Genomic DNA, 26,292 nt, shown 5'->3' on the forward strand with positions numbered 1-26,292 from the left:
CGGTTCAGTTGTCCGGCACATCGGGTGAGCCGTATGTGTCCACGAGTCTACGCAACCGCTCACAGGCGTAGCGCGCCCGGTCCCCGTCTGCGGACTGGATCGCCATCACCGACAGCGTCGAGCCGTCGGACAGGTCGAGTGTGACCCAGGAGTCGCCACCGCGCGGGTGGAAGCTGATGGAGAGGATGCGTGTCCATTCGACTCGCGTCGTGCCGATGATGTTGCGCACGATGAGTGCGTCGTCGGTGACGAATGCCGCGATCGCCCCGACGCGCCAGACGAGGGCGCCGAAGAGCAGGCCCAGGGCGTTCATCCAGACGATGTCGATGGTCTTCCAGCCGGTCCAGTGCAGCTGGGTCAGCCCCCAGCTCAGCAGCGCGAAGGACACGACGATCGTGATCGCGAGGAACACGGTCAGGATCCTCGTGAAGTAGGGCCTGAATGGCCGGGTCTCAGATGCGGCAGGCGCCAATGTTCGTCACCAGGATGGCGCGGGCGCCGACCTCGTAGAGCTGGTCCATGGTCTTGTGCACGTCGCGGGCGGCGACCATGGTGCGCACGGCGTACCAGTCGCTGTCGTGCAGGGCGGAGACAGTCGGGCTTTCGAAGCCGGGGGTCAGCGCGGTCGCCTCGGCGAGGTGCTCGGCTGCGATGTCGTAGTCGACGAGGACGTAGTCGCGGGCGACCATGACGCTTTCGAGCCGGCGCAGGAACTTCCGGGTGTCCGGGTTCGATTTGCGGTTGGAGATGACGACGGCCTCGGAGTGCAGGATCGGTTCGCCGAAGGTCTGCAGGCCGGCCATCCTCAGGGTGGTGCCGGTCTCGACCACATCGGCGATGACGTCGGCGACGCCCAGTTCGATCGAGACCTCGACGGCTCCGTCGAGCTTGATGACACGGGCGCGGAGTCCGCGCTGTCTGAGGTCGCGTTCGACCAGCGTCGGGTAGCTGGTGGCGATGGTGAGGCCGTCGAGTTCGTCGATCTCGTGGAAGGCGCCTTCGGCTCCGGCGTAGTGGAAGCGGGAGCGGGCGAAGCCCAGCGGCAGGGTCTCCTCGGCCTCGGCACCGGATTCGAGCAGCAGGTCCCGGCCGGTGATGCCGAGGTCGATGATGCCGCGGCCGACGTAGATGGCGATATCGCGGGGGCGCAGGTAGAAGAACTCGATGCCGGCATCGACGTCGCGGTGGACGAGCCGCTTGGAGGTCGTGCGCACCTGGTAGCCGGCTTCGCGCAGCATCGTCGTCGCTGATTCCGACAGCGAGCCCTTGTTCGGCACAGCGACGCGCAGCATGCCGTCGGTCCGGACGGTCGGGATGCGGCCGGTGTCGGTGATTTCTCGGCTCACAGCTTCCTTTCGGCTCACAGTTCGCGGTAGACGTCGTCGAGGCTGATCCCGCGGGCGATCATCATCACCTGCAGGTGGTAGATCGCCTGGGCGATCTCGCCGGCGAGTTCGGCATCGGATTCGTACTCGGCGGCCATCCACACCTCGGCGGCCTCTTCGACGACCTTCTTGCCGATCGCATGGACCCCGGCGTCGAGCTCGGCCACGGTGGACGAGCCTGCGGGACGGGTGGCTGCTTTTTCGGTCAGTTCTGCGAACAGTTCTTCGAAGGTCTTCACACGGCCAGGGTAATACACCACCGGAACCGGTCTGCAGGGTGTCTCAGGCGCCGTCCTACAGAGCAGAGGCGAGGGCTCCAGCGCAGGCGCTGGAAAGAGCGGTCCCGGCGGTTGCGGCCGGCGCCCGGCGCATCCAGACGAGGACGTTTGAAAGAGCGATCAGGAGGAAGGGGGCGGGAGGATCACAACCCCAGGCCACCGAATCCTCCTGCCGTGACCTCGGGAGCGAGCCCTCCTGCGGGATGGCGCGCAGTCCGGATGGTTCAGGGCAATGCCGAGGGCTGACGTACATGATCGGGCTCGGCGTCAGCCCGACGTTCGAAGGCGCTCAGCCGCCGGCGCCGTGACCGGCGATCGTCTGTGCGGGTTCGCTCGGCGATGCGATCGTCTGCTTGGACTTCTTCGCCCAGTCGATGATGCCGGCGATGACCATGATGAGGAAGACGAAGTACACGATGCCGGAGAACAGCAGCCCGCCCATGACGGCCAGTGGGATGCCCACGAGGTCGACAGCCAGCCACACGAACCAGAACTCGACGATCGCCCGGCCCTGGGCGTACATCGCGACAAGCGAGCCGATGAAGATGTAGGCGTCCGGGTACGGGTTCCACGACCAGTCGTTGACCGCCAGGATCCAGCCGAAACCGGCGGTGCCGGCGGCCAGGGCGGCGACGAGCAGCAGACGTTCGGGCCAGGTTGCCCAGCGCACGCGGATCTCACCGGACTCCTCTCGGGAGCGCTTCCACTGGCTCCATCCCCAGATCGCGGCGGCGACGATGACGACCTGGCGGGCGGCGTTGCCGCCGAGCCCTGCCGAGATGCTGGCGGAGAACAGGAAGATCGAACCGGTGATCTGCACCGGCCATGAGAAGATGTTGCGCCGCAGGGCGAGGTACACCGTTGCCAGTGCGCAGATGTTGCCGATGACATCGGACCAGGGAACGGGCTTGCCCATGAGTTCGAAGACCGGGGCGTTGAGCCACGAGATGATATCCACTTTCCGAAACCTTTCGCTCAAGGCTCCGGGGCTGCGACGCGTGAATAGCGCGGTGGTGCCGCGTAGGCTCAGGCGCATATCGCCATCAGCTGCGCGGACGCAGACGTGCTTCCTCCCATCCGGACTTTCACCGTCGGTACTGGAATCCCACCAGTTCAGCCCCGTCGGAACGGGGGTCGCGGACTGTCACCGCCGGCTCGGACTTTCACCGACCCCGGAGCACGTACTCCTGGTGGCACTATAGGCTCTGGCTCACATGCGCGGCAACTCTGCTCTGCCTGCGTGGCTGTTGAGCATTCTCTGCCCGCGCGCCTGTTCAGCGCTGGGCGTCGTGGGCGAGTTCGCGCAGCTCTTCGATCGCTGCGGTGCGGTCCTCGGCGCTGTAGACGGCGGAGCCTGCGACGAGCACGTTCGCTCCGGCGGCCACAGCGCGGGCGACGGTCGTGGCCGAGACTCCCCCGTCGACCTGCAGCTGGACTTCGAGTCCGGCGTCGTCGATCGCCTGGCGCGTGCGGGTGACCTTCGGCAGGCACACGTCGAGGAATGACTGGCCGCCGAATCCCGGTTCGACGGTCATGATGAGGATCTGGTCGAATTCGGCCAGCAGGTCGATGTAGGGCTCGATCGGGGTGGCCGGGCGGATCGCCAGGGACGCCTTCGCCCCGAGTGCGCGGATCTCGCGCGCCAGCCGGACGGGGGCGGCGGAGGCTTCAGCGTGGAAGCTCACCGAGGCGCAGCCCATGTCCGCGTAGACCGGGGCGTGCCGGTCGGCCTGTTCGATCATGAGATGCGCGTCGATGGGGATCGGCGAGACCTCGCGGATCCGCTCGACGACAGGCGGGCCGAAGGTGAGGTTGGGAACGAAGTGGTTGTCCATGACGTCGACGTGGGCCATATCGGCTGCCGAGATCGCGTCGAGTTCCTCAGACAGGCGGGAGAAGTCACAGGACAGGATGCTGGGATGAATGCGAATGCTCACCCTCCCAGCATAGAGCCTCGGTGCCTCAGCGGGTGCGGCGCAGCAGTGCGAGGAACATCCCGTCGGTGCCGTGCACGTGCGGCCACAGCTGCACGGCCTGCCCGGTCCCGATCTTCGCCGAGGCGAACGCCGCCGCGTCCTGGCCGGTGACCTTGGCGAGGATCGACGGCGCGTCGAGCACCTCGACGTCCGTGCCCGAGGCGGTGAGCACCTGTGTGACGATGTCGATCGTCTCGCCGTGGTGGGGTGAGCAGGTGGTGTAGGCCACGACTCCCCCAGGGGCGGTGAGCTCGATCGCCCGGGTCAGCAGTTCGCGCTGGATCGGCTGCAGCGCCTCAACGTCGGCAGCTCGCCGCCTCCAGCGGGCTTCGGGCCGGCGGCGCAGTGCACCCAGGCCGGTGCAGGGCACGTCGGCGAGGACGCGGGCGTAGCTCCCGAGGTGGTCGTCTGCCAGGCTGCGACCGTCGGCGGTGAGGACGGTGACGTCTGCATCGATGGCGCGCACGGAGTCGCGGACGAGTTCTGCCCGGTGCGCGGAGACGTCGCAGGCGACGACCGGTGTGCCGGTGGCCGCGGCGTCTGCTGCGAGGATGGCGGTCTTGCCGCCGGGTCCGGCGCACAGGTCGAGGACCGGGCCGTCCGGGGCGCAGGCTGCCGTCAGGCCAAGCGCCACGAGCTGGGAGCCTTCGTCCTGGACGCGGGCCCGTCCTGCCTGCACCTCGGCAAGCGCGTACGGGTCTCCGGAGGTCAGTTCCACACCGAGCGGGGACAGTGCGGTGGGCGTGCCGCAGTCGGCTGCGATCGCCTGGCGGTCGGCCAGGCCGGGCAGGGCCGTCAGGCACACGCGGGCAGGCACGTTATCGGCTTCGAGCAGGGCGGTGAGCTCACCGGCGTCGCGTCCGTGGGCGGTGAGCGATCGGCGCAGTGCCGCGACGATCCATGCCGGGTGTGCGTAGGTCAGCCCGGTCCTCTCATCGTCCCCGGCGGCGGCGGTGACGAGGTCGAGCCATTCTGCGCGGCTGCGTTCGCTGATGCGGCGCATGACGGCGTTGACGAAGCCTGCTGCCTTCATGTGCTTCGTCGCGCGCATGAGCCCGACGGTTTCGTTGACGGCGGCGTGGGCGGCGGTGTTCATTTCCAGCAGCTGATGGGCGCCCAGCCGCAGCGCGTTGCGGGCAGGGGTGTCGAGCTTGTCGACGGGCCGGCCGGCGGCGTGGGCGATGATCGCGTCGTAGAGGCCGCGGCCGCGCAGGGTGCCGTAGGTCAGCTCAGTTGCCAGCCCGGCATCGGCGGTGCTCAGCCCGGCCCGGCTGAGCCGAGCCGGCAGCAGCAGGTTGGCGTAGGCGTCGTCATCGTCGACGGCGACGAGCACGTCGAAGGCGATCCGTCGGCCGGGGTTGACGCGGGTGCGCCCGTGGCTGGCTCGCCGGCGCCTGACCCCGGGGCCGGGCTTGCCGGGCACGGGCGTGCCGTGGCCAGGCGTGCGGGGGCCGGACGTGCGGTCTCCGCTTCCTTCAGGCATCGGCGGGCTCCTCGCTGATGTCGAAGGCGGCCTGGCCGCGGCCGCGCAGGAAGTCGGCGGCGTCCATCATCGCCTTGCCGAAGGGCTGGATCCGTTCAACGATGACCGCTCCGTCGCTGGTGCCGATGAGTACGGAGCCGTCGGCGCCAGCGGCGAGCTGGCCGGGCTGCTGCCAGGCTGCGCTGCCGGGGTCATCGGCCGCGGTGAGGCCGGAGAGCTTGGTCCGTCTGCCGTCCATGAGCGCCCATGGGCCCGGTGCGGGAGTGACGCCGTTGGCGCGGGCGACAATTTCGGAGGTCGTGGACGTGAAGGCGAGTGCGGCTTCGTCAGGTGTGATCTTCTCAGCATGGCTGCTCTCCCCCTGCTGGGGTGTGAGCTCGGCGGTGCCGTCTGCGAGCTGGTCGAAGGCTCTCACCAGCAGTGCGGCCCCGGTGCGGGCGTAGGAGTCGAGGACCTCACCGGCCGGTGCTGAGGGCAGTTCGAGTTCCTGCTGGGCGAGCACCGGCCCGGTGTCCATGCCGGTGTCGATGCGGAAGACAGTGATTCCCGAGGTGGTCTGCCCGGACATGAGCGCCCGCTGCACCGGCGCGGCTCCGCGCCACTGCGGCAGCAGGGAGAAGTGCAGGTTGTACCAGCCGTGTGCGCTGATCGACAGGGCACGCGGTCCGGCGATCGCGCCGAAGGCGACGACGGCCACGGCATCGGGGTCGAGCCCTGCGAGCTCATCGAGGATCTCCCCGCGCAGCCGGTCGGCCTCGAGCACCGGGATCCCGGCTGCGAGGGCGCGTTCCTTCACCGGGCTCGGCGTCAGCACACGCTTGCGGCCGACAGGCGCATCGGGGCGGGTGAGCACCGCGATGACCTCATGGTCGGACTCAAGCAGCGCCTCGAAAGCGGGCACAGCGACGGCGGGGGTTCCTGCGAAGACGATTCTCACCCCGCCAGTCTAACGACCGGAAGGGACGGTTCAGAGCACGTCGGGATCGTCGACCCGGGCGAACACGGACTCCTCCTGCCGCATCGAACGAGCGGCGACCTCGGCGGCGATCCGCCGGGTGACGGCGGGACCGGAGGCGATCGTCGTGCCGATGATCCGCTCGTACGGCTCCTCGTGGGCGTAGATGTCCCACACCTGGCCCACCTCGGATGCGGCAGCGACCACCTCGGCGACGGCAGACCGGTCGCCGCGCAGGGCGATGGTGCGCACCGCCGGTGGGAAGCGCAGTTCGCTGCGCGCCTGGTACTGCTCATCAGCCCAGGCGACGGGCGCGAAGTCGGCGATGACCTGGCGGATCGAGGGGTCGTCGTCCATCAGCAGGATGCGCCCGCCGTGCTGCCAGCCGCGCACCAGGCAGGCAGCCCGCATGCGGCGGGCGATGGCACGGTCGGTGGCCTGCAGGCCAGGACCCGGCCAGAGTGAGTCGAGCAGCAGGGCCAGGGCGTAGCCGTTGTCGGCGTAGGGTTCGGCGCCGGTGGTGGCGACGACGATGCTCGGTTCGTCGGGAACGCGATCGATGATGTGGCTGCCGCCGGAGCGGATGACCTTGGTGCCGGGGAAGGCGCGGCCGAGCTCTTCGAATGTGCGCTCGATGCCGGCGACAACAGCGCGCACAGCGTTGCTCGCACACTGCGGGCAGGTGAAGGTCTCGGCCCGGAATCCGCAGGTGCGGCAGGCGAACGGCCCGGTCTGGGAGGCGGCTTCGAGCTTGCCTGCGCACTGCGGACATTCGATGACGCTGCGGCAGCCGGCACAGGCGATGACCGGCAGGTAGCCGGCGCGCGGGACCTGCACGAGGACTGGACCGATGGCCGGCGATTCCTTGGTGCGCCCGATCGCCGCCTGGGTGAGACGGAACCCGAGTTCGGGCAGCCGCTGGTGCTGGTGCGGGGGCAGATCCTCCGGCGGCAGCTGACAGTTCGGGGCCTGCTGGCGGTGGACCGGCCCCGGGTAGGTGATCTCGCCGAACCACCCGATGCGCACGAGCCGCTGGATCTCGACGGTGCGGTTGTAGTCGAGGAACAGGGCTGCGCTGCCGGTCTGCTGGATGCGGGTGAGCAGCACCTGGCGGGCGTGCGGGTAGGGGGCGTGCTGGTCGAGGTAGTTCTCGTCGCCGTCATCGAGGCAGATGATGAGTCCGATGTCAGATGCCGGGGCGAAGGCGGCGGCGCGGGTGCCGATGATGAGGCGGGCGGCCCCGTGCAGCGCGCGCACCCAGGCCGACCAGCGGGCAGACTGGCCCTGATCGGCTGACAGGCGGATCGCCAGCGGCTTCAGGTCGCCGAGGGCGGCTTCGAGGGCAGCGAGTTCGCGGTGATCGGGGACGAGCCACAGCACTGATCGGCCGGTCCGCAGCACGCGGGCGGCCGCGCGCAGTCCGTAGTGGATCCATCCGGTGCCCGGCATGCTGCCCGGCAGCAGCGCCATGGCTGCGCGCGGGCCGGCAGCTGCGCTGGTGGTGTCGCTGTCGGTTGTGCTGCTGGTGTCGCTGTCGGCTGAGCTACTGGAGTGGCCGGCAGCTGTGCTGGTGGTGTCGCCGCCGGCTGCACTGGTGGTATCGCCGGCAGCTGGTGCCGCGCCGATCCAGGTGTCGAGCGCGGTGAGATAGTCGGCGAAAGCCTTCGGCTCATCGGAGTGTGCGCTGATCTCATCGCAGATCTGCTGGCGTTCGACCTCGCCGAGCGGCGCAGGATCTGCCGTGCGGGCGCGCCTCTCGGCTGTCGCGTGCCTAGGCGGGATCGCCAGGCGCAGCACATCGGGCAGGGTGCCGGCGTAGCGGGCGGCGATCTCCTCGCACAGGCGGCGCAGTCCGGGAGTCAGGACGACGAGGTCGGAGACGACCCGCTCGATGGCGGTCAGCTCACCGACGTGTTCGGTGCTGGCCTTGCGGGAGACGACGAATCCGGAGATGAGCCGCCCGGCGAAGCGAACCCGCACGCGCACTCCGGGCTGTGCGTCGGCGGCGAGGCTTTCGGTGACGGCGTAGTCGAAGGGGCGGGCCAGGTGCGGCAGCTGGGTTTCGACGAGCACCTCGGCGACCGGCAGGCGCGCGGCCGGCGTCTTGCCGCCGCGCACCCGGATGCCGGAGTCGAGGCCGTCGTCATCGCCGTCGTCGGCGATGAGCCGCGGCTGCTGGCTCATGTGTCTGCTCCCCTGACCGGGTCAGGAGCACAGGCGGCGCAGGTCCTCGGCGCGGTCCGTGCGCTCCCACGTGAAGTTCTCACCGGTGCGCCCGAAGTGACCGTGGGTGGCGGTCTCGGTGTAGATCGGGCGTTTGAGGTCGAGGCTCTTGATGATCATCGATGGGCGGAGGTCGAAGACCTCGCGGATGGCCGATTCGATGCGGGCCGGGTCCACGGTCTCGGTGCCGAAGGTCTCGACGTAGAGGCCGACCGGGCGGGCGGAGCCGATCGCGTATGCGACCTGCACTTCGCAGCGGCGGGCCAGTCCGGCGGCGACGACGTTCTTAGCGACCCAGCGCATCGCGTAGGCACCGGAGCGGTCGACCTTCGAGGGGTCCTTGCCGGAGAACGCTCCGCCGCCGTGGCGGGCGAATCCACCGTAGGTGTCGACGATGATCTTGCGGCCGGTCAGGCCGGCGTCGCCCATCGGGCCGCCGACGACGAAGGGGCCGGCGGGGTTGATGTAGAACTTCGTGGCGGCGGTGTCGAGGCTGAAGTCGGCGAGCACCGGTTCGATGACCTCGCGCTTGACCTCGGCTTCGAGCTGGTGCTGGCCGATCGCGGCATCGTGCTGGGTGGAGACGACAAGGGCCTCGACGGTGCAGGCGGTGTCGCCGTCGTAGCCGATCGTCACCTGTGTCTTGCCGTCTGGCCGCAGGTAGTCGAGGCGGCCGGACTTGCGCACCTGGCTCAGCTGCTCGCTCAGCCGGTGGGCCAGGTGGATCGGCAGCGGCATGAGCACGTCGGTGGAGTCATCGGCGTACCCGAACATGAGCCCCTGGTCGCCGGCGCCGAGCAGCGAATCGGCATCCTCGACCTCGCCGCCGGTGCGGTGCTCGAGGGAGGTGGTGACAGCATCGGCGATGTTCTGCGACTGCGCGCCGATCGAAACGGACACCCCGCAGGAGTGTCCGTCGAAGCCCTTTTCTGAGGAGTCGTAGCCGATGCCGGTGATGATTCTGCGGGCGATGCCGGCGACATCGGCGTAGCCGTCTGTCGAGACTTCACCGGCGACGTGGACGAGGCCGGTGGTGACCATCGTCTCGACGGCGACACGGGCGTCGGGGTCCTGGCTCAGCAGTTCGTCGAGGACGCCGTCGCTGATCTGGTCGCAGATCTTGTCGGGGTGTCCTTCGGTGACGGACTCTGAGGTGAATTGGCGAAGATGTTGTGTGCTCACCCGGCCATCCTACCGATTCGCACGGACAGCGACAGCGGCCATGACTTCCTGCGACACATTCTCCTTCGACCCCGCCGTGCGCAGCACCTCGCGCACTGAAGCGCTCTGACCAGCGGTTTCACCCTGACTAGGGTCGGCCGTGATGCGTTCGTAGACGACGAGGCTGTTGTCGTCGCGGTCGAAGGCCTGGCCGGCGGAGACGTCATTGAGCACGAGCATGTCGCAGCCCTTGCGCAGCAGCTTCTGCTGGGCGAGCTCCTCAGCACTGGCGTCCGGGGAGCCGGTTTCGGCGGCGAATCCGATGATCGTCTGGCCCTCGGCGCGGGTGTCGACGAGGCCGGCGAGAATGTCGGGGTTCTGCACGAGTCCGATCGTCAGCCCGGAGTCCCCGGACTTCTTCATCTTGTGCTCGGCGGTCTCGGCCGGCCGGTAGTCGGCAACCGCGGCGCACATGATGATGATGTCGGCATCGGGCTGGGCGGCCTGGGCGGCGTGCTGCAGTTCGGCGGTCGTCTCAATGCCGGTGACGGTGATCCGGTCGCTGAGACCCTCCAGCAGTCTGTCCTCGACGTTGGCGGCGATGAGGGTGACATCGGCACCGAGGCCGGCTGCCGCACGGGCCAGGGCGATGCCCTGTTTGCCCGAGGACCGGTTGCCGAGGAAGCGCACCGGGTCGAGCGGCTCGCGGGTGCCGCCTGCGGTGACGAGCACGCGCCGGCCGGTGAGTGCCGCCTCGGCGTCCGTTCCCGAGGTGCGGGTACGGTGGACGTCGAGGGCGGCGGTGACGATGTCCTCGGGTTCGGGCAGCCGTCCGGGCCCGGAGTCGGCTCCGGTGAGCCGGCCGCTGGCCGGTTCGATGATGTGGATGCCGCGGTCGCGCAGCACGGCGACGTTGTCTGCGGTGGCGGGGTTGAGCCACATCTCGGTGTGCATCGCAGGCGCAAGCACCACCGGCGCGGTCGTGGAGATGACGGTGGCGGTCAGCAGGTCATCGGCCCGCCCGGCGCGCAGCCGCGCGATGAGGTCGGCGGTGGCCGGGGCGATGAGCACGAGGTCGGCGTGCTGGCCGATGCGGATGTGCTCGACTTCGTCGATGCGCTCGAACACGCTGGTCTGCACCGGCTGGCCGCTCAGCGCCTCCCAGGTGGCGGCGCCGACGAAGGTGAGCGCCGAGTCGGTGGGCACGACCTTGACGGCATGCCCGAGTTCTCGCAGGGCGCGGACGACATGACAGGCCTTGTAGGCCGCGATGCCGCCGCTGACCCCTACGACGATGTTCACTGCTCGGTGGGGGTGTCGAAGCTCAGGTCGATGTCGGCTTCAGCGGTCTCGAAGTCTTCGACGACCGGTGCGGCGAAGTCCTCTTCACGCGGCTCGCGGATGAGGATCTTGCCTTCGTTGACCTCGCGCAGGGCGATCGACAGCGGCTTCTCGTTCGGCTCCGGGGTCACCAGCGGGCCGACGTTCTCGAGCAGGCCTTCCTGGAGCTGCGCGTAGTAGGCATTGATCTGCCGGGCGCGGCGAGCCGATTCGATGACGAGTTCGTACTTCGAATCCGTCACCGCCAGCAGGTCGTCGATCGGCGGATTGGTGATACCTTTCGGTTCAGCGGACACTCAAACTCCATCAGTTGTCGGGGGTGTTGTCGATTGACAACCCCATCAATGTTACTAGTTCCTCGGCGGCTTCTGAAATGTCGTGGTTGATGACGGTGTGGTCGAACTCGGTCTCAGCGGCCAGCTCTTCCTTCGCGGTCTCCAGCCGCCGGGCCTGTTCCTCTTCGGATTCGGTGCCGCGGCCGATGAGCCGGCGGACGAGCTCGTCCCAGCTCGGGGGGCCGAGGAACACGAACCTGGCCTCAGGCATCGTCTCCTTGACCTGGCGGGCGCCCTGCAGGTCGATCTCCAGCAGCGGATGGGAGCCGGCTTCGAGTGCGTCGCGCACCGGCTTGGCAGGCGTGCCGTAGCGATACCGGCCGTGCACGGTGGCGAATTCGAGGAGTTCGCCGGCTTCGATCATGCGGTCGAACTCCTCTTCGCTGACGAAGTAGTAGTCGACGCCTTCGCGTTCGCCCTCACGCGGTGGGCGCGTGGTGGCTGAGACGGAGAACCAGATCTGCGGGAAGTGTCTGCGGATGTGTGCGCCGACGGTGCCTTTGCCGACGGCGGTCGGTCCTGCCAGAACAGTCAGTCGTTGGGTCACGCGGTTTCGAATCTCTCCAGGAGTGCGGCCTTCTGGTGCACACCGAGGCCTTTGAGTCGCCGGGATTCGGCGATGCCGATCTGCTCCATGAGCGCTGAGGCGCGCCGCTTGCCCACGCCGGGCATGGAGCGCAGCAGGTCATGGACCTTCATCTTGCTCAGAGCTTCGTCGTCTGTAGCTTCCTTCAGGACTGTCGACAGGGATTTCTCACCTGACTTCAGTGCAGCCTTGGCATCTGCCCGAGCCTGCCTGGCCTTGAACGCTTTGTCGAGTGCTGCAGAACGCTGTTCGGGTGTCAGGGGTTGGAGAGCCACGTCTACTCCTTAGTCGTCCAGTCCGCATCAGCAGATTTGTATCAGTGTAGACCGTCTGCACCGGTGAGCGCACGGGTCGTTTCCCTCATCCGCTCGCGCAGTGCTGGAATCCCCGGCCCTGCCGAGAGGATCGCACGTCCCGCATTCACAATGACCCGGCCGTCGGTGAACGCTGCGCCGAACACGGTGTGCAGATCCTCGACTCCCCCGCCCTGGGCACCGTAGCCCGGTGCCAGGATCGGGTAGTCGCCTGCTGTCAGGTCGATGCAGAGGTCGCAGGCAGCGGTGCCGGTGGTCGCCCCGATGACGACGCCGAGGCGTGGGGCACCGAGCTGTGCGTTGACGTCCCGGACGCCTGCGATCACCTCGGCGGCGACCGGCTGGCCGCCGGAGGTGCGCGCATGCTGGACGGCGGCACCATCGGGGTTCGACGTCAGGGCGAGGACGAACGCGCCGGTGCCGTAGGTGCGTGCGCACTCGAAAGCCGGTTCGAGTGAGCCGAAGCCCAGATACGGCGAGAGGGTCACGGCGTTGGCGTACAGCGGGGAGGCCGGGTTCATATACGCCTCGGCGTAGCCGGCCATCGTCGAGCCGATGTCGCCGCGCTTGATGTCGAGGATCGTCGACAGCCCGGCAGCGTGGGCAGCGCTCAGCACGTCTTCGAGGGCGGCCATCCCGCGGGAGCCGTGGCGTTCGAAGAACGCCGCCTGCGGTTTGACCGTCCCGCACTCCCCTGCGGCCGCCTCGACGACGCGCAGGCCGAAGTCGCGCACCCCGACTGCCGAGTCCGGCAGCGACCAGTCGGCCAGCAGCCCGGCGTGCGGGTCGATGCCGACGCACAGCCGGGTGCGGTTGGCCTGCGGCCAGTCGCGCCCGTAGTCGCGTCCCGGCTGGGCGCCTGTGTCGTGCGCGCTCATGCCCAGTCCTGCAGGGAGCGCACATCGAAGGCCGCTGCCTGCTGGCCTTCGATCGCGGTGACCGCGGCGGTGAACTCGGCGACCGTGGTCACCAGCGGGATCGAGGAGGCCACGGCGGCGGCGCGGATCTCGTAGCCGTCGGCGCGCTCCTGCCGGCCGGCGGGCACGTTGATGACGAGGTCGATGCGGCCTTCGGTGATGTCGTCGAGGATCGTGCGCTCCCCTTCGGCTGCTTCGTAGTACTTCGCGATCCGGGTGCTCGTGATGCCGTAGCGGTCGAGCATCGCGGCGGTGCCGGCGGTGGCGACGACGTCGAATCCCATGTCGACGAGCTGCTTGACGGCCAGCACCGAGGAGCGCTTGTCGCGGTCGGCGACCGAGACGAACACCGTGCCCGAGGTGGGCAGCGCGGCCCCGGCGGCGAGCTCGGCCTTGGCGAAGGCGACCGGGAAGGCGGTGTCGATGCCCATCACCTCGCCGGTCGAGCGCATCTCCGGGCCGAGGATCGAGTCGACGACCTTGCCGTCGACGGTGCGGAACCGGCGGAACGGCAGCACTGCCTCCTTGACGGCGACCGGGTGGTCATCGGGCAGGGTCGAGCCGTCGTGTTCGGAGGCGAGGATGCTCCCGCGCAGCTCGCTGATCGTCGCGCCGACGGCGATGAGCGCGGCCGCCTTGGCCAGCGGCACAGCGGTGGCCTTCGAGACGAACGGCACCGTGCGGGAAGCACGCGGGTTGGCCTCGATGACGTAGAGGACGTCGGCGGCGACGGCGAACTGGATGTTGATGAGACCGCGCACGTTCGTGCCGCGGGCGATCGCGGCAGTGGCGTTGCGGACCTGTTCGATGACGTTGGCACCCAGTGTCAGGGCCGGCAGCACCGAGGCGGAGTCACCGGAGTGGATGCCGGCCTCCTCGATGTGCTCCATGATCCCGCCGATGTACGTCTCGTACCCATCGTAGAGGGCGTCGACGTCGATCTCGACGGCGTCTTCGAGGAACCGGTCGACGAGCACCGGCCGGTCGATCGACACCTCGGTGGCGGTCGCCATGTAGTTCATCAGCTGTTCGGTGTCGTAGACGATCTGCATGCCGCGTCCGCCGAGCACGTAGCTGGGGCGCACGAGCACCGGGTAGCCTATGTCCTCGGCGATCGACTGGGCCTCATCGTAGGTGGTGGCGGTCCCGTGCTTGGGCGCGCGCAGCCCGGCCTCGGCGAGCCCCTGGCCGAACTCGCCGCGGTCCTCTGCCAGGTCGATGGCCTCGGGCTGGGTGCCGAGCACCGGCACTCCGGCGGCCTTGAGCTGGTCGGCCAGGCCGAGCGGGGTCTGCCCGCCGAGGGTGCAGACGACACCGGCGACGGGGCCGGCCTGCTTCTCGGCGTGGTAGATCTCCATGACGTCTTCGAAGGTCAGCGGTTCGAAGTACAACCGGTCGGCGGTGTCGTAGTCGGTGGAGACGGTCTCGGGGTTGCAGTTGACCATGATCGTCTCGTAGCCGGCCTCAGCCAGCGCCATGGTGGCGTGCACGCACGAGTAGTCGAATTCGATGCCCTGGCCGATTCGGTTGGGTCCGGAGCCGAGGATGATGACGGCCTCGCGTTCGCGCGGGGACACCTCGGTCTCGACGTCGTAGCTGGAGTAGTGGTACGGGGTCTTCGCCTCGAACTCTCCAGCGCAGGTGTCAACGGTCTTGAACACCGGGCGCAGCCCGAGGGCCTGGCGCACGGCGGTGACGACGGATTCGTCGAGGTGGCGCAGCTGGCCGATCTGAGCGTCGGAGAAGCCGTGGTTCTTCGCCAGGCGCAGGGTGTCGACATCGAGGCTCTCAGCGGCAGCGATCTCCTCAGCGACGTCGTTGATGAGCTGGATCTGGTCGAGGAACCAGGGGTCGATGTCGCAGGCCTCGTGGACCTCTTCGACGCTCATCCCGGCGGCCAGCGCCCGCTGCACGGTGTAGAGGCGCTCGGTGGTGGCGTGGCCGAGGTCGCGGATGACCTGGGCGCGGGCGGCATCGGTGGAGATGTCGAGCGGGTCGTCCCAGGAGAACGACGAGTTCTTCTGCTCGATCGAGCGCATCGCCTTCTGCAGCGCAGTGGTGAAGTTCCGGCCCAGGGCCATCGCCTCGCCGACGGACTTCATGGTCGTCGTCAGGGTCGGGTCGGCGGCCGGGAACTTCTCGAACGCGAACCGCGGGACCTTGACGACGATGTAGTCCAATGCCGGTTCGAATGCGGCTGGGGTGACCTCGGTGATGTCGTTGGGGATCTCATCGAGGGTGTAGCCGATTGCGAGCTTCGCTGCGATCTTGGCGATCGGGAAGCCGGTGGCCTTCGAGGCCAGCGCCGAGGAGCGGGAGACGCGCGGGTTCATCTCGATGACGACGATGCGGCCGTCGTCGGGGTCGATGGCGAACTGGATGTTGCAGCCGCCGGTGTCGACGCCGACTTCGCGGATGACGGCGATGCCGATGTCGCGCATCTCCTGGTATTCGACATCGGTGAGCGTCAGCGACGGGGCGACGGTGATGGAGTCGCCGGTGTGCACGCCGACAGGGTCGACGTTCTCGATCGAGCACACGACGACGACATTGTCGTTCTTGTCGCGCATGAGCTCGAGTTCGTATTCCTTCCACCCGAGGATGCTCTCTTCGAGCAGCACCTCATGGGTGAGCGAGTCGACGAGCCCGTCGCCGGCGATGCGGCGCAGGTCGGCTTCGCTGAAGGCCATGCCGGAGCCCAGCCCGCCCATCGTGAATGACGGCCGGACGACCATCGGGTAGCCGAGCTCCTCGGCAGCGGCGAGGCATTCCTCCATCGAGTGGCAGATCGCTGATCGGGCGACTTCGGCACCGCAGCGTTCGACGACCTGCTTGAACTGCTGACGGTCCTCACCGCGCTGGATCGCGTCGACGTCGGCGCCGATGAGCTCGACGCCGTACTTCTCCAGCACGCCGGCCTCATGCAGGTTGATCGCGGCGTTGAGTGCGGTCTGCCCGCCGAGGGTGGGCAGCAGAGCGTCGGGGCGCTCCTTGGCGATGATCGTCTCGATGACGGCTGGGTCGATCGGCTCGACATAGGTGGCGTCGGCGAGCTCCGGGTCGGTCATGATCGTCGCCGGGTTGGAGTTGACGAGGATGACCCGCATGCCCTCGCGTTTGAGGACGCGGCAGGCCTGGGTGCCGGAGTAGTCGAACTCGCAGGCCTGGCCGATGACGATGGGCCCGGAGCCGATGACGAGGACTGAGGAGAGATCGTCCCTCTTAGGCATGTGCGTTGTCTCCTTCGGTGGTCTCGATGCTCGGGGTGACGGTGGCGGCGCCGTCGAGCAGTTCGATGAACCGGTCGAACAGGTCGCGGGCGTCGTGCGGGCCGGCTGCGGATTCGGGGTGGAACTGGACGGAGAACGCCGGCAGGTCGAGGCAGCGCAGGCCTTCGACGACGTCGTCGTTGAGTCCGATGTAGCTGACCTCCACCCGGCCGAGGTGCTCACCGGCCGGGGCGGTGAGCACCTCGCGCAGCGGGGCGGCGACGGCGAAGCCGTGGTTCTGGGTGGTGATGTGGACCCGTCCGTTGGCGGTGTCGAGGACGGGCTGGTTCGAGCCGCGGTGGCCGAAGGGCAGCTTGTAGGTCTCGAAGCCGAGTGCCCGGCCGAGCAGCTGGTTGCCGAAGCAGATGCCGAAGAACGGGATCTTGGCCTCCAGCACCCGGGAGAGCACCTCGACTGCGTTCGTCACGCTCGACGGGTCGCCGGGGCCGTTGGAGAAGAACACGCCGTCGGGGTCCAGCTCGGTGAGCTGTTCGAAGGTGAAGTCAGCCGGCACGACGGTGGTCTCGATGCCGCGGGCGGCGAACTGGTCGAGTGTCGTCGTCTTGATGCCGAGGTCGTAGGCGACGACGCTGTGCTTCTTCTCCCCGTCCGCCGGGATCGTGTACGGCTTGTCGCAGGTGACTTCTGCGCTCAGGTTCGCCCCTGCCATCGGTTCGGCGGCGCGCACCTCGGCGAGCAGCTCTGCGCTCGGGCGCTGCGCCTCGGGACCGGAGAAGATTCCGGCGCGCATTGCGCCCTTGTCCCGCAGGTGGCGGGTGAGAGCGCGGGTGTCGATGTCGGTGATGCCGACGATGCCGCGTGCGGCCAGCCGGGCCTCCAGATCGCCGGTGGCCCGCCAGTTCGACCGGCGGCGGGCGGCGTCGCGGACGACGTAGCCGGCGACCCAGATGTCGCGCGATTCGTCGTCTTCGTCGTTGACGCCGGTGTTGCCGATGTGCGGCATCGTCTGGATGACGATCTGCCGCTGGTAGGACGGGTCGGTCAGGGTCTCCTGGTAGCCGGTCATCGAGGTGACGAACACGGCCTCACCGGTGGTCGAGCCCTCAGCGCCGTAGGCGCGGCCGGTGAGGGTGCGGCCGTCGTCGAGGACGAGGACGGCAGGTGGGCGCTGGTGCAGGGTCATGAGTCCTCCCCGAGGAGCTGGCGGATGGAATTCAGTGTCGGTGTGCGGTCGGCTGCGTGCCGGGGGCGGAAGCCGGTGTCGACGCGGGTGTCGCCGAGCCGCCAGGTGATGATGATGAGCCCGTCGCGTTCGACGAACTTGCCGATCATCCCCGAATCGGTGCGCACGCCTTCGAGTGCGGCTGCTGGAATGAGCATGTCGGGCACGCCGTCGCGGTCGAGGACGATGCCGGTGCCGCTGATGCCCAGTGAGGCGGTGGTGCGCACGCCGAGGTGGTGGACGGCGACGCGTTCGAGCGGTTCGGCTGCCAGGGTGGTCGCCACATAGGTGCCCGCGACCGGAGGTGAGCTGAGCTTGAGGTCGGCAGCCGGCGCCGCGGGAGCGGGGATGCCGGACTGCCGGTTCTTGCGCGCCCGCCAGCCCAGCCACATGAGGGCGAACAGGGCGACGATGACGGCTGCGACGATGAGGGTCGGGATCAGGCGATCCATGTGCCGCCTCTCGTGATCGGGTGGGGGTCGGACAGCTGGGAGTCGGTGACGACGCGGTGGCCGTAGAGGATCGTGTGGACGATCCGGGATGACACCTCGATCCCGGCGAACGGGTTGTTGCGTCCCATCGTCGCGTGGGCATCCGGGGTGATCCGGTCTGCGGCCTCCGGGTCGACGAGCACGAGGTTGGCACCGGTGCCGATCTCCAGGCTGCCCTGTTCGCGCAGACCGGAGATCTCAGCCGGGGTGCGCGACATGACGCGGGCGATATCAGCCCAGTCGAAGTCGTAGTCGGCCATCGCCTCGACGACGATCGGCAGCGCGGTCTCCATGCCGACCATGCCCATCGCCGCGGCGGTCCATTCGCAGCATTTGTGCTCGGCCGGGTGCGGGGCGTGGTCGGTGCCGATGATGTCGATGGTGCCGTCGGCCAGGCCGGCGCGCACGGCGTCGACATCGGCCTGGGTGCGCAGCGGCGGGTTGACCTTGTAGACGGGGTCGAAGCTGCGGGCGAGCTCATCGGTGAGCATGAGGTGGTGCGGGGTGACCTCGGCGGTGACCTGCACGCCGCGGGACTTGCCCCAGCGCACGAGGTCGACGGCGCCCTTGGTCGACAGGTGGCAGATGTGCAGCCGGGAGCCGACGTGCTCGGCGAGCAGGACGTCGCGGGCGATGATCGCCTCCTCGGCCACCGCCGGCCAGCCGGGCAGACCGAGTTCGGCAGACACGACGCCTTCGTTCATCTGGGCGTCTTCGGTCAGCCGGGGCTCCTGGGAGTGCTGGGCGATGACCCCGCCGAAGGTCTTGACGTACTCCAGGGCCCGGCGCATGATGAGCGGATCGAACACGCACAGCCCGTCGTCGGAGAAGATCGTCACCCCGGCAGCCGAGCGGGCCATCGCTCCGAGTTCGGCCAGCTGGGTGCCCTTCTGCCCGACGGTGACCGCGCCGATCGGCACGACTTCTGTGTAGCCGGCCTCGCGGCCGAGGTGGTAGACCTGCTCGACGACGCCAGCGGTGTCGGCGACCGGTGCGGTGTTGGCCATTGCGTGCACGGCGGTGAAGCCGCCGCGGGCGGCTGACTGGGAGCCGGTGAGCACGGTCTCGGCGTCTTCGCGGCCGGGTTCGCGCAGGTGGGTGTGCAGGTCGACGAGCCCGGGCAGGGCGATGAGCCCGGTGGCGTCGATGACCTCATCAGGGCTGGTGAGCGAGGCCGGGTCGACGAAGCGGCCGTGATCGATCGCGATGTCGCCGACCTCCTGGCCGAGGATGTTCGCACCGCGGATGAGCAGCGAGGTCATAGGGCACCTTCCTTACCGGTGAGCAGACTGTAGAGCACGGCCATGCGCACGGCCACACCGTTCTCCACCTGATTGAGGATGACCGCGCGCGGGGAGTCGGCCGCCTGGGCGCAGATCTCGAAACCGCGGTTCATGGGTCCGGGGTGCATGATCGCGGTGTGTTCGGGCAGGCGCGCGTAGCGCCCGGCGGTCAGGCCCCACAGGCGGCTGTATTCGCGGGTGTTGGGGAAGAACGACTGGTGCATGCGCTCGAACTGCACGCGCAGCATCATGACCGCATCGAAGTCGTGGGCGTCGAGCGCCTCGTCGAAGTCGTAGAACACCTCCGCCGGCCACGTCTCCACGCCCCACGGCAGCAGGGTCGGCGGGGCGATGAGCACGACCCGGGCGCCGAGCGTGGTGAGCAGGTGGACGTTGGAGCGGGCGACCCGGGAGTGGAGGATGTCGCCGACGACGGCGACGGTCGTGCCGGCCAGGTCGGTGCCGCGGGCGTGTCCTCCCGGTCCCGAGGCCGGCGATCCGGTGAGTGTGCGGCGCAGGGTGAAGGAGTCGAGCAACGCCTGGGTGGGGTGTTCGTGGGTGCCGTCGCCGGCGTTGACGACCCCGGCGTCGATCCAGCCGGTGGTGGCCAGCCGGTAGGGGGTGCCGGAGCCGTTGTGGCGGACGACGACGGCGTCTGCGCCCATCGCGCCGAGGGTCTGGGCGGTGTCCTGCAGGCTCTCGCCCTTCGACACGCTCGACCCTTTGGCGGAGAAGTTGATGACATCTGCTGAGAGCCGTTTGGCGGCGGCTTCGAAGGAGATGCGGGTGCGGGTGGAGTCTTCGAAGAAGAGGTTGACGACGGTGTGGCCGCGCAGCACCGGCAGCTTCTTCACCGAGTGGGTGCTGACCTGGGTCATCTCCTCGGCGACGTCGAGGAGGCCGATGGCGTCCTCCCGGCTGAGGTCTGCGGTCGACAGGAGGTGCTTCATGCCTGGTCTCCTTCCGCCTCGGCGGTCTCAGGCCAGGAGATCGTGACGGTGTCCTCACCGTCGATCTCTTCGAGGCCGACGAAGACGCGCTCGTCGAGGGCGGTCGGGAGGTTCTTGCCGACGTGGTCGGCGCGGATCGGCAGGCTGCGGTGGCCGCGGTCGACGAGCACGGCCAGCCGCACGGCAGCCGGGCGTCCGATGTCGGCGATCGCGTCGAGGGCTGCGCGGATGGTGCGCCCGGAGAACAGCACATCGTCGACGAGTACGACGGCGCGTCCGTCGATGCCGCCGGGCGGGATGTGGGTGGGTTCGGGTGCGCGCAGCTTGCCGTGGCGCAGGTCGTCGCGGTACATCGTGATGTCGAGGCTGCCGCAGATCTGGGCGGGATCGACGCCGGGTTCGATGTCGGCGATCTTGGCGGTCAGCCGCTGTGCCAGCGGGACGCCGCGGGTGGGAATGCCGAGGATGGTGAGGTCGCCGGCGCCTTTGTTGCTCTCGAGGATCTCATGGGCGATCCGCGTGATGGCGCGGGATATCTCGTCGGCGTTCAGTACTGTGCGAACACGCATGTGCGGTCCCCCTTCTCCGCCTCACGGGACGGTGGTTAAAGGAGTGTCGTCTGCACACGAGTGTACCCCCTCGGCCGGCAGCGGATGCCCCCTGGGTGGTGTGCCCGGCAGGCTGTGATTAGACTCTCATCCATGCGCGATGCACTTGAGCGCCCCGAGCCCGGCCCGACTGCGCCGGGCGGATACGCCCTTCGTGAGGAGAACCGCGTGAGTTCCGCATCATCACACGCACAGCTGCCCGCTCTCGACCTCGACGTCCACACCGCTGGCCTGCCTGCCGAGGTGTCGTTTGCCACCGCCACCTACCCCACCGCTGACGGCGAGCACACCTGCGGTTACCTGCACGCCGGCAGCGCGGACGATCCGCTCATCGTGTTCCTGCACGGCTGGCCGGAGCTCGGGCGCTCGTTCGCCTCGCTGCTGCCGATGATCGCCGCCGAGGGCTATTTCGCCGTCGCCCCGGATATGCGCGGCTACGGCGCCTCGACGGTCTATGCCGAGACCTCGGCGTATGCGATCGAGAATGCGGTGGCCGATGTGCGCGGGCTCATCAGCTCGCTCAAGCCCGGCGAGCACGCTGAGGCGATCGTCGTCGGCCACGACTACGGTGCCCCGGTCGCCTGGTCGTTCGCTGCCGCGCACCCGCAGATGTGCCGGGCGGTGGCCGGGATGTGCGTGCCGCACCTGCCGGCCGGTGCGTCGATGACCGCCCATGTCAACCGGTCGATGTACCCGGAGGACACGTTCCCCTACGGCCAGTGGGACTATATGGTCGCTCACCAGCAGATGCCGGAGAAGCTCGCGGCGGAGTTCGATGCCGATGTGCCCGGCTTCATCGCCACGATCATGCGCCGGGGCAACCCGGAGCAGATGTCGAAGCCTGCCCTGCAGGCCAAGATCCGGTCCCGAGGCGGTTGGTTCCCTGATGGCGTGCCGTTCCGGGAGCGCGATGGCCGGGTGCTCAGTGCCGAGGACTACGACGCGCTCGTCGCCTCGCTCTCGCGCACCGGTTTCGCCTACCCGAACGCGTGGTACCGCAATGTCGAAGCGAATGCCGCGTTCACCGAGAGCCTGCCTGGCGGCGGGCGGATCACTCAGCCGGCGCTGTTCGTCCACGCCCGCTACGACCAGGTCTGCGACACTCTCGGTTCGACGATGGCCGAGCCGATGCGCGAGGCGATCCCGCAGCTGACGGAGCGCATCATCGAAGCCGGCCACTGGGTAGTGCAGGAGAAGCCGATCCACACCACCGAGGTGCTCACCGACTGGCTCGCCTCCGTGCGTCAGGAAGGCTGAAGCGCTCAGCTGCGCATGCTCAAGCCCCGGCCACCGAGAGATCTCGGTGGCCGGGGCTTCGCGGTGGCTGGGGTGACTGCGGTGTGGTCTCAGGCTGAGAAGTCAGTGCCGTCCGCCTCCGGCGCCTGGCCGTCGGAGCCGTGAGAACCGGGAGCGTCCTCAACAAGCGTCAGCGTCGATCCAGCGGGCATGTCAGCACCCGATGCCGTGGGCGCGGGCACCGCCGCCTGTGTCTCACCGGTCCGCCGTTTGCGGCTGACCGCGTCGAGGACTGCGTTGATGAAGGCCGGTGACTCGTCACGGGAGTACAGACGCCCGAGACCAACCGCCTCGTCGATGGCGACGGGATCGTCGATGTCGTCGTTGTGCATGATCTCCCAGATGCCCATGCGCAGCAGCGCCCGGTCGACAGCCGGCATGCGGGAGACCGGCCAGTCGGTGACGAACTCCTCGATGAGCCCGTCGATCTCATCACGGTGCTCGACGACCCCGGTGACGATCTCGACGGCGTAGGGCTTCATCGGGTAGTCCGGATCGCCCGAGCGCATGCGGATGAGCTCGGGCTCGGGCAGGCGGCGCTGCTCGGACTCGAAGAGCAGTTCGAGGGCGCGCTTGCGCGCGCGGGACCGGGAGCTCACTCCTTGACGCGGCCGAGGTACTCGCCCGAGCGGGTGTCGACCTTGACCTTGGTGCCCTCTTCGAGGAACAGCGGCACCTGGATCTCGTATCCGGTCTCGACGGTTGCCGGCTTGGAACCGCCGGTGGAGCGGTCGCCCTGCAGTCCGGGCTCGGTGTGGGTGATGGCCAGCTCGACGCTGGGCGGCAGCTCGATGTAGAGGGCTGCGCCGTCGTGGAAGGCCACCTGGACCTTCTGGTTCTCGAGCATGAAGTTCGCAGAGTCGCCGACGAGTTCCGGGGCGAGGGAGACCTGGTCGTAGTCCTCGAGATCCATGAAGACGTAGTCGGTGCCGTCGTTGTAGAGGTATTCCATGTCGCGGCGGTCGACGTTGGCGGTCTCGACCTTGGTGCCGGCGTTGAACGTCTTGTCGATGATCTTGCCGGAGGTGACGTTCTTGAGCTTCGTGCGCACGAAAGCCGGGCCCTTGCCGGGCTTGACGTGGAGGAACTCGAGCACCTGCCACAGCTGGTTCTCGATCTTGAGGACCATGCCGTTCTTCAAGTCGTTGGTCGTTGCCAATGGAAATCCTTCGCAGTCGATGACGGCGGCGCCGTTCGCGGCGCACCACCGGTCAAGTGTAGCAAGGCCCTTCGGCCTGTCAGGTCAGCTCAGCCGGGTGACCGGAGATTCGGTGCCGATGGCCTGGTAGGCGGTGTAGGGCAGGCTGGTGTCGGCGGCTTCGAGGACGCCGGGGCTGGCCAGGTCGTCGAGGACGATGAAGCGCATGAGGCTGCCGCGGGACTTCTTGTCCCGGCGCATCGTCTCCAGCAGCTGCGGCCACTTGTCACCGCGGTAGCCGGTCGGCAGGCCGAGGTGCTCGAGCACGCTGCGGTGCCGGTCGACGATCGCGGTGTCGAGGTTGCGGGTCATCGCCGAGAGCTCGGCGGCGAACATCATGCCCACGGCCACGGCTGCTCCGTGACGCCACTGGTAGCGTTCGGTGCGCTCGATCGCATGCCCGAGGGTATGCCCGTAGTTGAGGAACTCGCGGCGGCCGGATTCCCTGAAGTCTTCGGACACGACATCGGCCTTGACCTGGATGGAGCGTTCGATGACCTCGCGCAGCTGAGCCGAGGTGTGGTCTGCCAGCTGCTCGCGGGGTGTCGATTCGATGATGTCGAGGATCGCGGGGTCGGCGATGAAGCCGCACTTCACCGCCTCGGCCAGGCCGGTGAACAGTTCGTTCTCCGGCAGGGTGGCCAGTGTGTCGGTGTCGGCGAGCACGCCGGCAGGGGCATGGAAGGCGCCGACGAGGTTCTTGCCCTCGGCGGTGTTGATGCCGGTCTTGCCGCCGATGGCGGCATCGACCATGCCGAGCACCGTGGTCGGGATGGTGACGAAGCGGATGCCGCGCAGCCAGGTCGCGGCAACGAAGCCGGCGAGGTCGGTCACCGCTCCCCCGCCGACGGCGACGATCGCATCCGTACGGGTGAAGTCGGCCTGCCCGAGGACCTGCCAGCAGAAGCTGGCGACCTGGATGTGCTTGGCCTCCTCGGCATCGGGGATCTCAGCCGACAGCGCCTCGAATCCGGCAGCGCCGAGGTCTTCGCGGACGAGTTCACCGGTCGTGCGCAGCGCCCGCGGATGGATGACGAGCACTTTGCTCACACGTGAGCCGAGCAGCTCGGGCAGAGTGCCGAGCAGTCCTGAGCCGACGTGGACGCTGTAGTCGCCGCCGCCGGTCACGTCGATGCGCGTGGAGCTCACGCCTCATCACTTCCTTCTGTGTCGTCTGCGTCTGTGTCGTCTGCGACTGTGCGCTGGCCGTCCTCAGCGTACCCGCCATCGGCGTCACCTGCCGCCTCGTCCTCGGCGGCGAACTTCGCGTAGTTCTCTGCCCGCTGCAGGCCGGTGAGCACGTCGACGACCCGGTTGACGACCGTCGACGGCGGGTCGTTGGACGCCGAGACGGTCGCGGTGGCCACCGACTCGTACAGCGGCCGGCGCTCCTCGGCCAGGGCCTTCCACCGTTCGACCGGGTCCTCGTCGGCCAAAAGCGGCCGGTGGGAGCCGTGCAGCCTGGCCGAAGCGGTCTCCTCGTCGATCTCGATGCTCATGACCTTGATCGCCGGGTGCTTGAGCTGGGCGCGGGTGCCGGAGTTGAGGATCGCCCCACCGCCGAGGGAGACGACGCCGGGCCGGTCGAGCAGCCGACGCAGGGCACGGCGGACGACCTCGCGTTCGATCTCCCGGAAGCGGGCTTCCCCGCGAGTGCGGAAGATCTCAGCGATCGGGCCGTGAGCGGCGACGATCATCGCATCCGTGTCGGTGAAAGGGATCCCGAGCCGGTCGCCGAGCAGCCGGCCGATCGTCGACTTCCCTGCCGCGGGCGGCCCGATGAGCACGACCCGGGCCGTGGCCGCCGGCACCGGGTCGAGCGGCGGGGCCGGACGCGGGACGGGCAGCTCCGGGCCGTTCACGAGTGTGAGCGCAGCGTATCCGGAATCGCGGCGAGGTAGGAGTCGAGGTTGCGCTTGACCTCGGCCAGGGAGTCCCCGCCGAACTTCTCGCAGACGGCCTCGGCCACGACGAGGGCGACCATCGCCTCGGCGACGACGCCGGCGGCCGGCACGGCGCAGACGTCAGAGCGCTGATGGTGGGCGCGGGCGGCCTCACCGGTGGTGACGTCGATGGTGTCCAGTGCCCGCGGGACGGTGGCGATGGGCTTCATCGCCGCACGCACCCGCAGGCTCTCACCGGTCGACATGCCGCCTTCGGTGCCGCCGGCGCGGTTGCTGCGGCGGGTGATGCGGCCCTCGGAGGTCTCGATCTCATCATGCGCAGCCGAGCCGCGGCGGGCGGCGGTGCGGAATCCGTCGCCCACCTCGACACCCTTGATCGCCTGGATGCCCATGAGGGCTCCGGCCAGCCGGGAGTCGAGCCTGCGGTCCCAGTGGACGTGGGAGCCGAGCCCCGGGGGCACGCCGTCGACGATGACCTCGACGACGCCGCCGAGGGTGTCGCCGGACTTCTTGGCGTCCTCGACCTCGGCGACCATGCGGGCGGAGAGCTCAGCGTCGAAGCAGCGCAGCGGGTCGGCATCGAGGGCTGCGACGTCGTCGATGGTCGGCTGGGCTTCCGCACCGGAGCCGGTGACCGGGCCAATCGCCACAGTGTGGGACAGCACGGTGACGCCGAGCTCGGCGAGCAAGCGGGCAGCGACAGCGCCGAGTGCGACGCGCATCGCGGTTTCGCGAGCAGAGGCGCGTTCGAGGATCGGGCGGGCCTCGTCGAAGCCGTACTTCTGCATGCCGACCAGGTCGGCGTGACCTGGCCTCGGGCGCGAGAGCGGGGCGTTGCGCGCCTGGTCGGCGAGCACCTCGGGATCGACCGGGTCGGCGCTCATGACGGTTTCCCATTTGGGCCATTCGGTGTTGCCGACTTCGATGGCGATCGGTGAGCCCAGCGTGGAGCCGTGACGGACACCGCCGAGGATGCGCACCTCATCGGCTTCGAACTTCATGCGGGCGCCGCGGCCGTAGCCGAGCCGGCGCCTCGCCAGTGCCTGGGAAATATCGTCGCGAGTGACGGGAACATGCGCCGGGATCCCCTCCAGGATCCCGACAAGTGCCTCACCGTGTGACTCGCCTGCAGTCAGCCATCTCAACATTCAACCCA

At 68.7% G+C, this 26,292-nt stretch carries 26 protein-coding genes and 1 riboswitch; of the genes, 1 reads left to right on the plus strand and 25 read right to left on the minus strand.

The features are described 5' to 3' along the window. Positions 1–4: 4 nt before the first annotated feature. The 20 genes from H9634_RS04430 to pyrR form a co-directional block, all read right to left on the minus strand. On the minus strand, positions 5–412 hold the full coding sequence (locus H9634_RS04430) for a PH domain-containing protein (protein ID WP_175294809.1): 408 nt from the start codon (positions 410–412) through the stop codon (positions 5–7). Positions 413–452: 40 nt separating this feature from the next. Next, positions 453–1,292 (minus strand): ATP phosphoribosyltransferase, encoded by an 840-nt coding sequence (hisG, locus tag H9634_RS04435; RefSeq protein WP_191725714.1) that lies wholly within the window; start codon positions 1,290–1,292, stop codon positions 453–455. A gap of 68 nt (positions 1,293–1,360) precedes the next feature. Beyond that, positions 1,361–1,624 (minus strand): phosphoribosyl-ATP diphosphatase, encoded by a 264-nt coding sequence (locus H9634_RS04440; protein ID WP_191725562.1) that lies wholly within the window; start codon positions 1,622–1,624, stop codon positions 1,361–1,363. Between the two features lie 328 nt (positions 1,625–1,952). Beyond that, positions 1,953–2,621: a nicotinamide mononucleotide transporter family protein gene (locus H9634_RS04445; RefSeq protein WP_191725563.1), complete on the minus strand. Its 669-nt coding sequence runs from the start codon at positions 2,619–2,621 to the stop codon at positions 1,953–1,955. Between the two features lie 101 nt (positions 2,622–2,722). Next, positions 2,723–2,848, minus strand: a riboswitch (FMN riboswitch). An 89-nt stretch (positions 2,849–2,937) separates the two neighbouring features. Further along, a complete protein-coding gene (gene rpe / locus H9634_RS04450) occupies positions 2,938–3,600 on the minus strand; it encodes a ribulose-phosphate 3-epimerase (protein ID WP_191725564.1) in 663 nt (220 codons plus the stop codon). 25 nt (positions 3,601–3,625) lie between these two features. After that, on the minus strand, positions 3,626–5,122 hold the full coding sequence (locus H9634_RS04455) for an RsmB/NOP family class I SAM-dependent RNA methyltransferase (protein ID WP_191725565.1): 1,497 nt from the start codon (positions 5,120–5,122) through the stop codon (positions 3,626–3,628). Continuing rightward, entirely contained in the window at positions 5,115–6,059 is a 945-nt protein-coding gene (gene fmt / locus H9634_RS04460) for a methionyl-tRNA formyltransferase (protein ID WP_191725566.1), read from the minus strand. The genes H9634_RS04455 and fmt overlap by 8 nt, the downstream gene beginning before the upstream one ends. Before the next feature lie 30 nt (positions 6,060–6,089). Continuing rightward, positions 6,090–8,261 (minus strand): primosomal protein N' family DNA-binding protein, encoded by a 2,172-nt coding sequence (locus tag H9634_RS14450; RefSeq protein WP_225210591.1) that lies wholly within the window; start codon positions 8,259–8,261, stop codon positions 6,090–6,092. Between the two features lie 21 nt (positions 8,262–8,282). Next, positions 8,283–9,482: a methionine adenosyltransferase gene (gene metK / locus H9634_RS04470; protein WP_191725567.1), complete on the minus strand. Its 1,200-nt coding sequence runs from the start codon at positions 9,480–9,482 to the stop codon at positions 8,283–8,285. 9 nt (positions 9,483–9,491) lie between these two features. Beyond that, positions 9,492–10,763 carry a bifunctional phosphopantothenoylcysteine decarboxylase/phosphopantothenate--cysteine ligase CoaBC gene (gene coaBC / locus H9634_RS04475; protein ID WP_191725568.1) on the minus strand — a complete coding sequence of 424 codons (1,272 nt, stop codon included), beginning with the start codon at positions 10,761–10,763 and terminating at the stop codon, positions 9,492–9,494. After that, positions 10,760–11,098 (minus strand): DNA-directed RNA polymerase subunit omega, encoded by a 339-nt coding sequence (gene rpoZ / locus H9634_RS04480; protein WP_191725569.1) that lies wholly within the window; start codon positions 11,096–11,098, stop codon positions 10,760–10,762. The genes coaBC and rpoZ overlap by 4 nt, the downstream gene beginning before the upstream one ends. 10 nt (positions 11,099–11,108) lie before the next feature. Further along, complete coding sequence (gmk, locus tag H9634_RS04485; protein WP_191725570.1) at positions 11,109–11,684, minus strand: guanylate kinase; 576 nt, start codon at positions 11,682–11,684, stop codon at positions 11,109–11,111. Beyond that, positions 11,681–11,998 (minus strand): integration host factor, actinobacterial type, encoded by a 318-nt coding sequence (gene mihF, locus H9634_RS04490; protein WP_175294823.1) that lies wholly within the window; start codon positions 11,996–11,998, stop codon positions 11,681–11,683. Before mihF ends, gmk begins: the two co-directional genes overlap by 4 nt. 41 nt (positions 11,999–12,039) lie before the next feature. Next, a complete protein-coding gene (gene pyrF / locus H9634_RS04495) occupies positions 12,040–12,915 on the minus strand; it encodes an orotidine-5'-phosphate decarboxylase (protein WP_191725571.1) in 876 nt (291 codons plus the stop codon). Further along, positions 12,912–16,184 carry a carbamoyl-phosphate synthase large subunit gene (gene carB / locus H9634_RS04500; RefSeq protein ID WP_191725572.1) on the minus strand — a complete coding sequence of 1,091 codons (3,273 nt, stop codon included), beginning with the start codon at positions 16,182–16,184 and terminating at the stop codon, positions 12,912–12,914. The genes pyrF and carB overlap by 4 nt, the downstream gene beginning before the upstream one ends. Then, the gene (gene carA / locus H9634_RS04505; RefSeq protein WP_191725573.1) at positions 16,177–17,367 is read right to left on the minus strand and encodes a glutamine-hydrolyzing carbamoyl-phosphate synthase small subunit; all 1,191 of its coding nucleotides are present in this window, start codon (positions 17,365–17,367) and stop codon (positions 16,177–16,179) included. Before carA ends, carB begins: the two co-directional genes overlap by 8 nt. Beyond that, positions 17,364–17,858 carry a PH-like domain-containing protein gene (locus tag H9634_RS04510; protein ID WP_191725574.1) on the minus strand — a complete coding sequence of 165 codons (495 nt, stop codon included), beginning with the start codon at positions 17,856–17,858 and terminating at the stop codon, positions 17,364–17,366. The genes carA and H9634_RS04510 overlap by 4 nt, the downstream gene beginning before the upstream one ends. Further along, positions 17,846–19,159: a dihydroorotase gene (locus H9634_RS04515; protein ID WP_191725575.1), complete on the minus strand. Its 1,314-nt coding sequence runs from the start codon at positions 19,157–19,159 to the stop codon at positions 17,846–17,848. Before H9634_RS04515 ends, H9634_RS04510 begins: the two co-directional genes overlap by 13 nt. Further along, the gene (locus H9634_RS04520; protein WP_191725576.1) at positions 19,156–20,130 is read right to left on the minus strand and encodes an aspartate carbamoyltransferase catalytic subunit; all 975 of its coding nucleotides are present in this window, start codon (positions 20,128–20,130) and stop codon (positions 19,156–19,158) included. The genes H9634_RS04515 and H9634_RS04520 overlap by 4 nt, the downstream gene beginning before the upstream one ends. Next, entirely contained in the window at positions 20,127–20,699 is a 573-nt protein-coding gene (gene pyrR / locus H9634_RS04525; protein WP_191725577.1) for a bifunctional pyr operon transcriptional regulator/uracil phosphoribosyltransferase PyrR, read from the minus strand. The genes H9634_RS04520 and pyrR overlap by 4 nt, the downstream gene beginning before the upstream one ends. A gap of 132 nt (positions 20,700–20,831) precedes the next feature. On the opposite strand from pyrR, the gene H9634_RS04530 reads away from it, so the two are divergent. Next, entirely contained in the window at positions 20,832–21,995 is a 1,164-nt protein-coding gene (locus H9634_RS04530) for an alpha/beta fold hydrolase (protein WP_191725578.1), read from the plus strand. Between the two features lie 89 nt (positions 21,996–22,084). Here H9634_RS04530 and nusB read toward each other — a convergent pair whose 3' ends face one another. The 5 genes from nusB to aroC form a co-directional block, all read right to left on the minus strand. Further along, positions 22,085–22,633 carry a transcription antitermination factor NusB gene (nusB, locus tag H9634_RS14455; protein ID WP_191725579.1) on the minus strand — a complete coding sequence of 183 codons (549 nt, stop codon included), beginning with the start codon at positions 22,631–22,633 and terminating at the stop codon, positions 22,085–22,087. Beyond that, complete coding sequence (efp, locus tag H9634_RS04540; RefSeq protein WP_102160310.1) at positions 22,630–23,193, minus strand: elongation factor P; 564 nt, start codon at positions 23,191–23,193, stop codon at positions 22,630–22,632. Before efp ends, nusB begins: the two co-directional genes overlap by 4 nt. A gap of 84 nt (positions 23,194–23,277) precedes the next feature. Further along, positions 23,278–24,381, minus strand: a complete 1,104-nt coding sequence (aroB, locus tag H9634_RS04545) for a 3-dehydroquinate synthase (protein ID WP_191725580.1) — start codon at positions 24,379–24,381, stop codon at positions 23,278–23,280. Beyond that, the gene (locus H9634_RS04550; RefSeq protein WP_318244995.1) at positions 24,378–25,094 is read right to left on the minus strand and encodes a shikimate kinase; all 717 of its coding nucleotides are present in this window, start codon (positions 25,092–25,094) and stop codon (positions 24,378–24,380) included. Before H9634_RS04550 ends, aroB begins: the two co-directional genes overlap by 4 nt. Further along, a complete protein-coding gene (gene aroC / locus H9634_RS04555; RefSeq protein ID WP_191725581.1) occupies positions 25,091–26,284 on the minus strand; it encodes a chorismate synthase in 1,194 nt (397 codons plus the stop codon). Before aroC ends, H9634_RS04550 begins: the two co-directional genes overlap by 4 nt. Between the last annotated feature and the right edge of the window lie 8 nt (positions 26,285–26,292).

Origin of the sequence: Brevibacterium gallinarum (assembly GCF_014836885.1) — a bacterium.
Taxonomy (GTDB): Bacteria; Actinomycetota; Actinomycetes; order Actinomycetales; family Brevibacteriaceae; genus Brevibacterium; species Brevibacterium gallinarum.